We start from the raw sequence: 13,133 nt of genomic DNA on the forward strand, positions 1-13,133 counted from the left end.
CGACACCATCCTCTTCGAATCGCATAAACGTTCGATGCTGGTCTAGGGTGGTGTCATCACCCCGGAGGGGCCGGAGTGGCAATGCGGGATAGGGGGCAGTCAGTGGCGAGGTGGTCCAGGTGCGCGGTTTTACGCATCTGCACGCCGTTTCCGGGTTCTCCCTGCGGTACGGCGCCTCGCACCCAGAGCAGCTTGCGGAGCAGACCGCCGCGCGGGGGATGGATGCGGTCGCTCTGACCGATCGAGACACCCTCGGCGGGACTGTTCGTTTCGCCAAGGCCGCAGATCGGGCCGGTGTCCGTCCCCTGTTCGGAGTGGATCTCGCGGTGGAGGCGCCTCCCGAAGTGGCTGGACGCACGGAGCGGCGACGCACACCGGCTCGCGGCGGCGCCTTCGTCGACGAGTCGGCTCAGCGCGTGGTTTTTCTTGCCCGGGACGGTGCCTGCGGCTGGGCCGAATTGTGCCGGCTGGTGAGCGCGGCGCATGCGGACACCGAGAAGGACCGGCGCCCCCTGCTGCCCTGGGGCGCCCTCGGCGGGGACCATCTCACCGTGCTACTCGGCCCCACCTCGGACGTCGGCCGCGCCCTGGCCGCTGGGCGACCGGACCGTGCCGCCCAGCTGCTCGCGCCCTGGCGGGAGCGGTACGGGGACGCGGCGCTGCGCATCGAGGTCGTCTGCCATGGCCGCAGTGGCACCGGCTCCGGTTCGCTGCGGCTGGCGGCCCGCGCCCTCGGCTTCGCCGCCGACCAGAGGATCACGCCCGTCCTGAGCAACGCCGTACGGTATGCCGACCCCGGCCAAGGCCCGGTCGCGGATGTCCTGGATTCTGCACGCCGTCTGGTGCCGATCGACACGCGAGGCGAGCGCGATTGTGGCGAGCGGTGGCTCAAGCCGGCAACGGACATGGCGCGCATCGCCGAGCAGGTCGCCGAGGCCGCCGGATACCGGGCGAACACTGCCCGCCGGTTGCTTGAGGTCACCGAGGAGACCGCCGCGGCGTGCCGTGTCGACCCCGAGGACGACCTGGGGCTCGGCCGGGTGCACTTCCCCGAACCGGAACTCGTCGGCGCCCACCGACGGACCCCCGACCGGGTGCTGCGTTCGACGTGCGACGCCGCCATGCTGCGGCACCGCTACGACCGTGATCGCCGCCGCTGGGAGCGGCTCGAAGACGAGCTGCGTCTGATCGAGAAACTGGGGTACGCCTCGTACTTTCTCACCGTCGCCCAGGTCGTCACCGACACCCGTGAACTCGGTATCCGGGTCGCCGCCCGCGGCTCCGGCGCGGGTTCCCTGGTCAACCATCTCCTCGGGATCGCCACCGCCGATCCCGTCGAGCACGGTCTGCTCATGGAGAGGTTTCTGTCCGACCGGCGCACGGAACTGCCCGACATTGACATCGACGTGGAGTCCGCCCGCCGTCTGGAGGTCTACCGGGCGATCATCGACCGCTTCGGCCCGGAGCGGGTGGCCACCGTGTCCATGCCGGAGACCTACCGGGTCCGGCACGCCGTACGCGATGTCGGCCTTGCCCTGGGCCTGGACCCAGCTGAGGTGGACCGACTTGCAAAATCGTTTCCTCACATCCGAGCCCGGGACGCCCGCGCCGCTCTGCAGGAACTACCGGAACTGCGCGGCATTGACCCGGAGTCATACGGCCCGCACATGTGGGACCTGGTCGAGGCTCTGGATGCGCTCCCGCGAGGCATCGCCATGCACCCGTGCGGCGTGCTGCTCTCCGACGCGACCCTGCTGCACCGCACCCCGGTCATGCCGACCAGTGGCGAGGGCTTCCCCATGTCCCAGTTCGACAAGGAGGACGTGGAGGATCTCGGCCTGCTCAAGCTCGACGTGCTCGGCGTACGCATGCAGTCCGCCATGGCGCACGCCGTCGCCGAGATCGAGCGGAACACCGGGGAGCGTATCGACCTGGACGACGCCACCCAGGTGCCGCCGGACGACCCGAAGACGTTCCAGCTGATCAAGTCCTCGCAGACCCTGGGCTGCTTCCAGACCGAGTCACCCGGCCAGCGCGACCTCATCGCCCGATTGCAGCCCGAAACCTTCCACGACCTCGTCGTCGACATCTCGCTATTCAGACCAGGACCTGTTGCGGCCAACATGGTCGATCCGTTCATCAAATCCAGGCACGGGCGCCAGGCACCCCGCTGTCCGCACCCCGACCTGGAGCCCGCGCTGCGGGAGACGTACGGCGTCGTGGTCTTCCACGAACAGATCATCCGGATCCTGTCTGTCATGACCGGCTGCACCCCGGCCTTCGGTGACTACACGCGGCGGGTGCTGTCGAACGCCGACCAGCTCGGACGAGTACGGGCATGGTTCGCGCAGGAGGCCCGCAGGCGGGGATACGAGGAGGAGGTCGTCGAGCGGACCTGGGAGATCGTCGAGGCGTTCGGGGCGTACGGCTTCTGTAAAGCGCACGCAGTGGCCTTCGCGGTGCCCTCGTACCAGTCGGCGTGGCTGAAGGCCCATCATCCAGCAGCCTTCTATGCAGGGCTCCTTACACACGACCCGGGGATGTATCCGAAGCGACTGCTGCTCGCGGATGCCAGGCGGCGGGGCGTGCCGATCCTGCCGCTGGATGTGAATGCGTCGGATGCCGCCTATCGAATCGAACTGGTGTCTGATGCGGAGAGTGGTCGCCCCGTCCACGGGATCCGGCTCGCTCTATGTGACGTGCGCGGGATGAGCGAGAGTGAGGCGGCGCGAATCGTCGCAGGGCGCCCCTATAGCTCGCTCCAGGACTTCGCTGCCCGGGCCCGGCCATCCCGACCCGTCGCCGAACGCCTCGCGCAGGTTGGCGCGTTGGACACCTTCGGCCGAAACCGCCGCGACCTGCTGCTGCACCTCGCCGAGCTGCATCGCAGCCAGCGGAGCTCTGCGCAAGGCCAGTTGACACTGGGGGAGGTTGACACGGCCCGCAGTGCGGTCGCCCCCGCCGGCCTGCCCGACCTGGACGACGCTGAGCGACTCGGAGCCGAGCTCGGGGTGCTCGGCATGGACACCTCCCGCCATCTCATGGGCGACCACCGGGAGTTGCTGGAAGAACTCGGAGTCGTCTCCGCGAAACGGCTGAAGGACCTGCCGCACGGCCAGGTAGTGCTGGTCGCCGGCGCGAAAGGAGCCGTTCAGACCCCGCCGGTCCGCTCCGGCAAACGCGTCATCTTCACCACGCTCGACGACACGACAGGCCTGGTGGACTGCGCGTTCTTCGAGGACAGCCACGAAGCCTGCGCACACACCGTCTTCCATTCCTGGCTGCTGCTCGTGCGCGGAGTGGTGCAGCGCCGTGGCGGAGGCAGCGGGAAGGCGCTGTCGGTGACAGGCTCCGCCGCCTGGGATCTCACCGAACTGGCCGAGCTGCGCCGCGAAGACGGCCTCTCGGCGGTGACGGAACGACTCACCCAGGCCGATTCACCACCAGGCAGAGCCGCGGGCAGCCGCAGCCTCCAACTGGAAACCGGTTACGCACTGCATCCCTGGGCGGATCTGCAGCCGCCCGGCGAGTCCGTCAAACAGAGCCGCAAGCTGTGGCACCAGAGCCCCGGGAGCGCAGGATGAACATCCTTTACATCCACTTCCATGACCTGCGGGACGAGCAGCTCTACAGCCGTCTTCTTACCCTGCTGGCCGAGTACACCCCCCTGGTGCAGGCACTGCCACCGGATGCCGCGCTGGCCGATGTCTCCGGCAGCCTGCGCTACTTCGGTACGGACGCCACGGCACTGGCCGAGCGCATCCGGGCGCGGACCGGTGGGCTGTACGGGCTCCGTTCGACAGTCGGCGTCGCTGCGACCCCGCTGCTCGCCCGCATGGTCGCGGTCGACGGCCCGCCCTCGGCAGTCCGTACCCTGCCCGACGACATCGACACAGTCACCGCCTTCCTCGCGCAGAAACCCACCGCCGCTCTGCAGGGCGTGGGACCGGTGACCGCCCGCACCCTGTCCTCGTACGGCCTGGACAGCGTCGGCAGGATCGCCGCCGCACCACTCGGCACGCTGCAGCGCATCCTGGGCGCCACCGCCGGACGCCACCTCCACGACACGGCCCGCGGCCTCGATCCCACTCCAGTGATCCCCTCAGCCCCGCCCCGCTCGATGAGCGTCGAACACCACTTCACCCAGGACGAGTTGGACCGGAACCGGCAGCGCGCCGCCCTGCTCGCGCTCACCGACCGCCTCGGCCTACGGCTGCGCGGCGAGTCCCAGGCGGCCTGCGCTCTCACTCTCATCATCCGCTACGCGGACCGCTCGACGACAACTCGCACCCGCAAGCTGCCCGAACCCACTGCCCACACGCGCGCTCTGACAGCACTCGCCTACGACCTCCACGACCGACTCGCTCTTCAGCGCGCCCGCGTCCGCACCATCTCCCTGCGGGCGGAGAACCTGATCGCCGCCGAACGAGCCTCCCGCCAACTGCTCTTCGAGCCGACCGACGAGAAAGCCCGCCGTATCGAGGCTGCCGCCGATCGCGCCCGAGACCGGTTCGGTACGGAGGCGGTACAGCCGGCAGGAGCAGCGGCGATCCATGTCGCATGATCAGACACTTCCCGAGAGCGGTAGCACTCTCAGAGGGCAATTCGCCTAGATCAAATGCCCTCTGAGCGTATCCACCGGGGCCCGCACGGCGAACGTTGCGCGGGCCCGTTCGTCCAGACGCTCTTGCGGGTGACGCGTCAAGCGTCGATCAACGGCGACGTGCTGCGGTGAGTGTCGCTTGCCGTGCCGACGCCGGAGCCTCGCAACCACGGCGAAATCTGGCAGCCATCTCGTTGACTTCAACTGACTAGTTGGCATACGCTCCCCTTAACCCGATGCGATGACGCATCGAACGGTTCTAGGAGGAATCGTGGTTACGGGTGTGGAGACGAACCAAATCCCCGATCTGACCAACCCCCAGACGTTCGCCGCAGGCGTGCCCCACGAAGCTTTCGCACGCCTGCGGGAAACGCCGGGATTCCATTGGCAGCCCACAGAAATAGCGACGGCGAACGGCGGTTTCTGGGCCGTCACCCGGTTCGCCGACATCGTGGAAATCGAGTCCAACCCGGCGCTGTTCGCTTCTCAGCCGGGAGGAGCGTGGCCGTCGACGAATCTGTCGCCCGACCCCGCCGAGAACCCGCTCTACAACAACCTCATGATGATGGATCCGCCGCGGCACAGCTCTGTGCGCCGGGTCGCCGCCGCGGCCTTCGGGCCCCGGATCGTCAAGAACTTCGACCCGTGGGTCCGCGAGATCGTGGTGGAAGTCCTCGAACGGATCGAGCACCTTGACGAGTTCGACTACATCCTCGAGGTCGCCCAGATCATCCCCTCTTTCGTCATTGCCCGCGTGCAGGGTGTACCTGCCGAGGACCGGCAGTGGATCGTCGACCAGACGCTCGCGTCCTTCGAAGCCATGCAAACCGCCGACGTCAACGCGGTGGGGGAGGTCTTGCATAAGACGCACGTCTATTACCGCGAGAAACTCGTACCGGAGAAGCTGCGCAATCCCCAGTCGGACATGACGAGTGTGCTGATCCATGCGGCAGAACGCGGTGAGATCACCGAAGCTGAGGCTTACGACTTCCTCAATTTGCTCCAGGCGGCGGGCTTCGAGACGACGCACACGCTTATCGGTCAGTCCATGCGCATGATTCTCGAAAGCCCGGAGATCGCCGATAAGACGTTCCGCGGCATCGAGGAACTCGGCCCGGACAAGGTGATCGAGGAATTCCTGCGGTTCATTACGCCGGCGATGTTCATGTCGCGCACGGCGACGCAGGACACCGTGGTCGGTGACCAGCAGGTTCGCGAGAACGATCTGCTGAACCTCTATTTCACGGCGGCGAACCGTGATCCTGCCGTCTTCGCGAACCCGGACGAGTTCGATCCGTGGCGCACCGAGACCGCTTCGCTGGCGTTCGGTAGCGGCCCGCACCGGTGCATCGGCAACGCGCTGGCCAAGCTCGAGCTGCGCATCCTCTTCGAGGAGATGGCGAAGCGGGACTTCCGTTTCCGGCTCAACGGTGCACCGCAGCGGGGCTGGTCCACGTTCATCAACCAGATCCGTTCGCTTCCTGTGGCGAGGGTTTCCTGATGGAGAACAAGACAGGGCTCGACGGCGAGGTTGCCGTCGTCACCGGCGGAGCATCCGGCCTCGGCCGAGGGATCGCCCTCGAGCTGGGCGCTCGCGGCGCGCGCGTGGTCGTCAGCGACATCGACGACGAAGGCGGCGAGCAGACCGTGGCCGCGATCACGGAAGCCGGCGGTGCGGCCGCCTACGCTCACGCGGACGTACGGAGCGGGGAAGAACTGCGGCAGGTGGTACGAGCCGCACAGTCGCAGTTCGGTCCGGTGACCACCGCCGTGGTCAGCATCATGGCCGGCAACGGCGGCGGGCGTATCTGGGAACACGACCTGGACGACGTCCGTGCGATGTTCGACGTCTTCGTGTTCGGGACGTTCTCGGCGGTGCACACGTTCGGACCGGCGTTGATCGACACCGCCCGGTCGGGGCGGGCCGCTCGCCTGCTGCTCGTCGGGTCGGAGCACTCGCTCGGCGTTCCCCCGCACGTCTTCGCGGCGAGCGCCTACACGACCGCGAAGTACGCGACGCTGGGCATCACCGACACGGCTCGCCGGGACTTCGAGGGGACGGGTGTCTCGGTCACCCTGCTGGCTCCCAGCTGGGTGCGCACCGAAAAGGTCGTCGAGCTCGTCCGCTCCTCTCCGGAACTGGCCCGGGCCATCGAGCCGCACGCGCAGAACACCCGGGACGTGGCGCGGGCCGCGGTCGACGGTCTGCTCCGCGGCGACTACATCACCGCTACGAACCCGGTGATGCGGTCCTTCGTCATCGAGCACGCACGGGACGTGATGACGGCCGTCCAGATGCTGCCGGTGGCCGCTGAAGCCGGCCACGCCCACGACGGGACCGGCGACGCGTCGCGGTGCCCGGTCGTCGACCAGTTCTGAACTCGCGCAGAGACTTGCATGGATCGGAGTACCAGAGGTATGGCACGAGTGATTTATGTGCAGCCCGACGGCAGCAGCACCACGTGCGCAGCAGACGGCCGCAGCTTGATGAAGGTGGCGGTGGAGAACCTCGTGCCGGGGATCATCGGCGAGTGCGGGGGTGACCTTTCCTGCGCGACGTGTCACGTGTTCGTCGACGAAGCCTGGTTCGGGAAGCTCAAACCGCGTAGTGATGACGAGGAGTCCCTACTCGACGTCACGTCGGAGGAGCCCACCGAGACGAGTCGTCTGAGCTGTCAGGTAACGCTGACCGACGACCTCGACGGCATCGTCGTCCACGTTCCCTCGACGCAACGATAGGCCGCGGGGTGCAGAGATGATGGAGCCGACCAGAGACTCGCGTGTGCTAGTCGTCGGGGCGGGACAAGCGGCAGGCGAGCTCGCGGGTGCGCTACGGGCGGGCGGTCACGAGGGCCACGTGACCCTCGTGGGTTCTGAGCCGCACTTCCCCTATACCCGGCCGCCGCTGTCGAAGGCTTATCTGCGGGGTGAGGTGGCGATTGCGGAGTTGTATCTGCGCCCTGCGGACTTCTACCGCGACCACGACATCACGGTGCACCGGGGCGTGGCGGTCGAGTGGGTCGATCTGCACGGCCGGAGGGCCGGCTGCGACGACGGTTCCGTGCTCGACTGGGACCGGATCGTCTTCGCCACCGGCGGGCGCCCGCGCCGCGTCGCCGACCCCGGCCTCGAAAGCGCCGGCAACGTCCACTACGTCCGCACCATCGAGGACGTGGAACGTCTCCGGCGGACGACGATCGCCGGCTCCCGCTTCGCCGTCGTGGGCGGCGGGTACGTCGGGCTCGAAGTGGCCGCGGTGCTGCGCCGCCTGGACGCGCGGGTGACCGTCATCGAGGCCGCCGACCGGCTCCTCGCGCGGGTGACCTCGCCGGTGGTCTCCGAGTTCTTCCTCCGTGTCCACACCCAGGAGGGGGTGGACGTCCGGCTCTCGGCCCAAGTCGAGCTCTTTCAGGTCGAGGACGGAAACGTCTCCACGGTGGTGCTGGGCGACGGCTCTCGGATCCCGGTGGATCAGGTGCTGATCGGCATCGGGATGGTGCCCAACGACGAGGTCGCCGCGCGGGCCGGCCTGGACGTGGACAACGGCATCGTCGTCGACGAGTTCTGCCGGACCGGGACCGCCGGCGTCTACGCCATCGGCGATGTCGCCCGGCACCCCGATCCGCTGAACGGAGGGCTGCGCCGGCTCGAGTCGATGCCGAACGCCGCGGCCCAGGCCCGTCTCGTCGCCGAGGACATCCTCGGGCGGGGGCGGCCCTACAACGACCTTCCCTGGTTCTGGTCGGATCAGTACGACGTCAAGCTGCAGGCCGCCGGGTCGAGTGCGGGCTACGACACCGTAGCGGTTCGCGGTGACGCTATGTCGGGGCGCCGCTTCTCGGTCTTCTACCTCCGCGACGGCGTGGTGCGCGCGGTCGACGCCATCTGCAGCCCCGCGGACTTCGCGGCCGGAAAGGCGCTCATCGCTTCGAGCGCCGTCGTCCCCCTCAGCGACCTCCAGGACCCGTCCGTCCCCCTGCGCAGGAGGCGATCCTTCACCTCCGAAGCGTCCTAATTCCCGCGACTGATCGGCCGCACAAGCAAGAGAGGAGACACCTTATGCCGGAGACCGACCAGTCGCCGCGCCCGGGTGTCAGCACGGAGCGAGACGGCGCGATCCTGATCGTGCGTCTCGACCGCGAAGACGTCCACAACTCCCTCGACCCCGACTCGATGGTTCTGCTGCGGCACACCCTCGAAGACTTCCGCGACGACGACTCGCTCGCCGTCGCAATCCTCACCGGAGCCGGCACACGGGCGTTCTGCGCCGGATCCGACCTGCGCCGCACGCCGCCGGACGGCAGCCCCTTCGCGAAGGCCCTGCTTGAGCCGTGGGAGCAGGGCGTGCGCAACGGCGGCTACGTCCGGGCCATCACCCTCAACGAGATCGGCGTCGGCAAACCGCTCATCGCCGCTATCAACGGTCACGCCGCGGGCGGGGGCCTGGAGATCGCATTGAACTGTGATCTGCGGATCGCCTCGACCAACGCCACGTTCTCCCTGCCCGAGGCCCGCTGGGCGAGCCTTCCCGCCGTCGGCGGCCTGTCACTCCTGCTGCGCGCCATCCCGCCGGCGGTGGCGATGAAGATGGTGCTGACCGGCGAACGGATCGGCGCCGCCGAGGCGCACCGCGTCGGTCTGGTCAGCGACGTGTACGAGCCGGAGCAACTGCTCGGCGCCGCGCGCGAGCTGGCCCATCGGATCGCGGCGAACGGTCCGCTCTCCGTCCGGGCTATGACCCAGCTCGCCCGGCGCAGCTATGAGCTCCCGCTCAGCCAGGCGATCGCGATGGAGCAGGCCATGTGGGGCCTGCTCCGCGACACCGACGACCGGGCCGAAGGACGCCGGGCCTTCGGCGAACGACGTTCCCCCAAGTACGGAGGACAGTAAATGCGCAACGAAACGGCCCCGACAGGCGTCGCTACCAGAGTCGTCGCCGCCGAATACTTCACGCACGGCGACGACGGGGTGCACCTGCGCATCACCGAGTGTCGGAACTGCTCCAGCCGCTGGTTCCCGCCCGGCGCGATCTGCTCGCGGTGCGCCGGAACGAACCTGACCGACGTCAACAGCGGCACGACCGGTGTCGCCTACGCCTCCACGGTCGTCCGCGTCGGACCGCCCGGATTCCCCGCCCCCTACGTTCTCAGCTACGTCGACATCGACGGTGTACGGGTGCTCGCCCACACCGAGGGGGACTCCGCGCTGACGCCGGACACTCCCGTCGCGCTGACGCTGGGCGAGGTCGGCAACGAAGACGGAACGCCGCTCGTGTCGTACGTGGCTCGCGCGATCTCCGACGGCGTCGGAATCCAGACCGAAGGTGATCGGTAATGAACAACGTGTACATCGCCGGGGCGGCCGTGCACCCCTTCGGCAAGCACAAGACGCTGTCGGCCGCCACCCTCGGTGTCTCCGCCGCGGCGGCGTTGCTCGCCGACACCGGCGTCACGCCGGACGCGATTCAGGCCGGGTTCGTCGGCTCTGTGTACGGCGGCTCCCTCATCGCGCAGCGCATCTTGCAGCGGGTCGGGGTCTCCGGCCAGCCCGTGTTCACCGTCGAGAACGCCTGCGCCAGCGGCGGATCGGCGGCCAACCTGGCGTGGCAGGGCGTGGCGGCGGGCGTCTACGACTGCGTGCTGGTCGTCGGGGTGGAGAACCTGTCCGCGTTCGGCGGCGGGACCCTGCCGCTCACCACGGCCGACATCGAGATCGACCAGGGCGTCGTGATGCCGGCGACCTACGCGATGCGGGCGCAGCGCTACCTGCACGAGACCGGCGCGACGGTCGCCGACTTGACGAACGTGGCGGTAAAGAACCGCAGTAACGGCGCCTTGAACCCGCGTGCCCACCTCCGCAAGGCGGTCACCGCAGAAGAGGTGGAAGCCTCACGTCCGGTCGCCGATCCGTTCAACCTCTTCCACTGCTGTCCCAACAGCGACGGCGCGGCAGCGGTATTGCTGTGCAGCGAAGCCTTCGCGAAGCAGCTGGGACGGCCCACGGCCAGGATCCGCGCCAGCGTGGTGCGGTCGGGGCAGTTCCACACGTCGTACCGCGACATGACCTGGCCGGACATCACCGACCGCACCGCGTCGGCGGCGTACGAGATGTCGGGGATTGCGCCGGCCGACCTGGACCTGGTCGAGCTGCACGACGCGTTCGCGATCGCGGAGTTCCTGCACGCCGAGGCGCTCGGCCTCACCGAACGCGGCAAGGCGTACCGAGCGGTCGCAGACGGAGAGTTCGCCATCGGAGGCCGCGTCGCGGTGAGCCCGAGCGGCGGACTGCTCTCCCGGGGGCACCCGGTCGGCGCGACCGGGGTGACGCAGCTCGCCGAGGCCTACTGGCAGCTCATAGGAACCGCCGGCGACATCCAGGTTCCGAACGCCCAAGTCGCGTTGACCCACACGACCGGCGGCGGAATCTTCGGCGTCGACAACGGCGCGTGCTCCATCCACATCCTGACCGCGGAGGACTGACATGCCAGTCGTCATGATCGGATCCGCCCCGACGAACCTGACCGACACCGTTCTCGCGCAGCTGCGGGACGCCGGATGGGACGTCGCGCCGGACGAGAGTGGCCCGGTCGACGCCGTCGTGGTCGATGCGGGACTCGCCGAAGGGACCGTCAACGACACCGCCGTCGCGGAGTTGCTCGCCGGTGCCCGGCGATGGCCGTTCCACAGTGGCGACGCCGGCGGCGGCGCGATCGTCGTCGTCGGTAGCCGGGACCAGCTCGGCAGCGGCAAGCGCGCCGAGGCCGCGGCGGTCGCCGGCGCGCTCGCCTCGGTGGTGCGGAGCCTCGCGCTGGAGCTGGCACCGGCGCAGGTGCGGGTGAACTTGGTCGCGCCTTTCGACCCGTCCGTCGAGGACGTGCGCAGCCTGCTGCCCACACCCGTCGCCGTCGAGGATGTCGCCGCCACCGTCGCGTTCCTCGCCGATCCACGGAGCAGCTACATCACTGGGCAGATTCTGTTCTGCTGCGGGGGCGCCAGCCTGCTGTCGAGCCTGAGCGTCTGAGGGGGCATCGTGAAGCTCAAGGGGAAGACCGCTGTCGTCACCGGCGCGGCGCAGGGCATCGGCCTGGCCATCGCGACCGAGCTGGCTACGCAGGGCGCGGCCGTCACGATCGCCGATCGGTCCGCCGAGGGCGCCGAACGCGCTGCGGCGGAGCTCACCGCATCGGGGCTGACCGCCTCCGCCGCGGTCGCCGACATCACCTCGGCCGACGCGGCCGACGCGCTGGTGAGGGTGAGCGAAGAACGCCACGGGCCGCTGGACATCCTGGTCAACAATGCGGGCATCAGCATCAACAGCGGGATCAGGAAGTTGAGCGACGAGGACTGGAATCGCACCCTCGCCGTCAACCTGACCGGTGTCATGAACTGTTCGCGCGCGGCCGCCCGCGTGATGGCCGACCGACGGTCGGGCCGGATCGTCAACATCACGTCGCGGGCGTGGCTCGGATGGTTCGGGCAATCGGCGTACTCGGCGTCGAAGGGTGGCGTGGTCTCGCTCAGCCGATCCCTGGCCATCGAACTGGCCCGCTTCGGGATCACCGTGAACGCGGTCGCACCCGGCCTGATCGACACCCCACTCATCCGCAACGAGACGCCGGAAGTGCTGGCGAAACTGCTCGCGGCGCAGCCCACGGGGGTCATCGGACGCCCCGAGGACGTGGCTTGGGCGGTTTCGTACTTCGCCGGGCCGGCCAGTGGTTCGACAACGGGCCAGGTTCTCTATGTCTGTGGTGGCAAGAGTCTCTACACCCGGCCGGCGTGATCAGGACCTGACGTCCTCCACGACGCGGGAAGCGAGGAAGCGGATCGTGTCCACCAGTCCTTCGACGAACGTCGGATCCGACGCCTCCCGCCCGGTGACCATGCGGGTGATCTGGGGCAGCGTGTCCGGCGCCATCGTCATCAGGCTGAACAGCAGAGCCAGGATCCTCGCGTCGACGCTCTCGCGCAGGGTGCCGTCGGCCTGGGCGGATTCGAAGACGCGGACCATCTGCTGCCACGCCCTGGTGCGGACCTGCTCGAGGACGATTTCGGACTCGCCGATCACATGCTCGGCGCCCTCCCAGGCCAGCAGACGTCGCCACTGGCGCTCACCGGCCGCCATGCTCTCCGTGATCACCGTCACGGCGTCCACGAGGCCCAGGCCCTCGAGTTGCTCCCACTGGGGAACGGAGCTGCTCACCATCCGTTCCAGAACCGCGTCTCGGAGGCCGGCCTTGCTCTTGTAGTAGTAGTACAAGAGCTGCTTGTTGCACCGGGCAGCCGCGACGACACGATCTGTTCGCAGGCCTGCGAACCCGTGCTCGGCGAGCTCTTTGATCGCGGCCTGAAGGATGCGCTCGGACGTGGAGTCTGGGGCCTGAACAGCTGCGGACATGCCAGCACCCTACGTCGGCTCAGGCTTGTCGCTCAAACATATGTAACCTATACCCCCGCTTATCCAACCAGTTGGTTGACATTCGTACCGAATCGGATAGGAGCACCGCATGAGCAGGCAGAACGCGGGTGCC

Annotated in this window: 12 protein-coding genes; 11 read left to right on the forward strand and 1 reads right to left on the reverse strand. The window is 68.5% G+C overall.

Annotated features, from left to right (window positions below):
- Positions 1–119: 119 nt before the first annotated feature.
- From AQJ46_RS49690 to AQJ46_RS49740, 11 genes are all read left to right on the forward strand, one after another.
- On the forward strand, positions 120–3,584 hold the full coding sequence (locus tag AQJ46_RS49690; RefSeq protein WP_059211996.1) for a DNA polymerase III subunit alpha: 3,465 nt from the start codon (positions 120–122) through the stop codon (positions 3,582–3,584).
- Positions 3,581–4,564 (forward strand): DNA polymerase Y family protein, encoded by a 984-nt coding sequence (locus AQJ46_RS49695; protein WP_059211963.1) that lies wholly within the window; start codon positions 3,581–3,583, stop codon positions 4,562–4,564. Before AQJ46_RS49690 ends, AQJ46_RS49695 begins: the two co-directional genes overlap by 4 nt.
- A gap of 310 nt (positions 4,565–4,874) precedes the next feature.
- Positions 4,875–6,104 (forward strand): cytochrome P450, encoded by a 1,230-nt coding sequence (locus AQJ46_RS49700; RefSeq protein ID WP_159064248.1) that lies wholly within the window; start codon positions 4,875–4,877, stop codon positions 6,102–6,104.
- A complete protein-coding gene (locus tag AQJ46_RS49705; protein ID WP_059211965.1) occupies positions 6,104–6,982 on the forward strand; it encodes an SDR family NAD(P)-dependent oxidoreductase in 879 nt (292 codons plus the stop codon). Before AQJ46_RS49700 ends, AQJ46_RS49705 begins: the two co-directional genes overlap by 1 nt.
- A gap of 39 nt (positions 6,983–7,021) precedes the next feature.
- Positions 7,022–7,342: a 2Fe-2S iron-sulfur cluster-binding protein gene (locus AQJ46_RS49710; protein WP_059211966.1), complete on the forward strand. Its 321-nt coding sequence runs from the start codon at positions 7,022–7,024 to the stop codon at positions 7,340–7,342.
- Positions 7,343–7,361: 19 nt separating this feature from the next.
- Complete coding sequence (locus AQJ46_RS49715; RefSeq protein ID WP_159064249.1) at positions 7,362–8,618, forward strand: NAD(P)/FAD-dependent oxidoreductase; 1,257 nt, start codon at positions 7,362–7,364, stop codon at positions 8,616–8,618.
- A gap of 44 nt (positions 8,619–8,662) precedes the next feature.
- A complete protein-coding gene (locus tag AQJ46_RS49720; RefSeq protein WP_059211968.1) occupies positions 8,663–9,493 on the forward strand; it encodes an enoyl-CoA hydratase/isomerase family protein in 831 nt (276 codons plus the stop codon).
- The gene (locus AQJ46_RS49725) at positions 9,494–9,937 is read left to right on the forward strand and encodes a Zn-ribbon domain-containing OB-fold protein (RefSeq protein WP_059211969.1); all 444 of its coding nucleotides are present in this window, start codon (positions 9,494–9,496) and stop codon (positions 9,935–9,937) included. It begins immediately after the preceding gene.
- Positions 9,937–11,082: a thiolase family protein gene (locus AQJ46_RS49730; protein WP_059211970.1), complete on the forward strand. Its 1,146-nt coding sequence runs from the start codon at positions 9,937–9,939 to the stop codon at positions 11,080–11,082. Before AQJ46_RS49725 ends, AQJ46_RS49730 begins: the two co-directional genes overlap by 1 nt.
- Position 11,083: 1 nt before the next feature.
- Positions 11,084–11,623: an SDR family oxidoreductase gene (locus AQJ46_RS49735; RefSeq protein ID WP_059211971.1), complete on the forward strand. Its 540-nt coding sequence runs from the start codon at positions 11,084–11,086 to the stop codon at positions 11,621–11,623.
- A gap of 9 nt (positions 11,624–11,632) precedes the next feature.
- Complete coding sequence (locus AQJ46_RS49740) at positions 11,633–12,385, forward strand: SDR family NAD(P)-dependent oxidoreductase (RefSeq protein WP_059211972.1); 753 nt, start codon at positions 11,633–11,635, stop codon at positions 12,383–12,385.
- On the opposite strand, the gene AQJ46_RS49745 is transcribed toward AQJ46_RS49740, so the two are convergent.
- A complete protein-coding gene (locus tag AQJ46_RS49745; protein ID WP_059211973.1) occupies positions 12,386–13,000 on the reverse strand; it encodes a TetR/AcrR family transcriptional regulator in 615 nt (204 codons plus the stop codon).
- Positions 13,001–13,133 lie beyond the last annotated feature (133 nt).

This window comes from Streptomyces canus (genome assembly GCF_001514145.1).
Classification (GTDB): domain Bacteria; phylum Actinomycetota; class Actinomycetes; order Streptomycetales; family Streptomycetaceae; genus Streptomyces; species Streptomyces canus.

Coding starts and splice junctions, on each gene's coding strand:
- AQJ46_RS49735 (WP_059211971.1), top strand. CDS start 11,084: ATGCCAGTCGTCATGATCGGATCCGCCCCGACGAACCTGACCGACACC.
- AQJ46_RS49715 (WP_159064249.1), top strand. CDS start 7,362: ATGGAGCCGACCAGAGACTCGCGTGTGCTAGTCGTCGGGGCGGGACAA.
- AQJ46_RS49725 (WP_059211969.1), top strand. CDS start 9,494: ATGCGCAACGAAACGGCCCCGACAGGCGTCGCTACCAGAGTCGTCGCC.
- AQJ46_RS49720 (WP_059211968.1), top strand. CDS start 8,663: ATGCCGGAGACCGACCAGTCGCCGCGCCCGGGTGTCAGCACGGAGCGA.
- AQJ46_RS49695 (WP_059211963.1), top strand. CDS start 3,581: ATGAACATCCTTTACATCCACTTCCATGACCTGCGGGACGAGCAGCTC.
- AQJ46_RS49745 (WP_059211973.1), bottom strand. CDS start 13,000: ATGTCCGCAGCTGTTCAGGCCCCAGACTCCACGTCCGAGCGCATCCTT.
- AQJ46_RS49710 (WP_059211966.1), top strand. CDS start 7,022: ATGGCACGAGTGATTTATGTGCAGCCCGACGGCAGCAGCACCACGTGC.
- AQJ46_RS49705 (WP_059211965.1), top strand. CDS start 6,104: ATGGAGAACAAGACAGGGCTCGACGGCGAGGTTGCCGTCGTCACCGGC.
- AQJ46_RS49730 (WP_059211970.1), top strand. CDS start 9,937: ATGAACAACGTGTACATCGCCGGGGCGGCCGTGCACCCCTTCGGCAAG.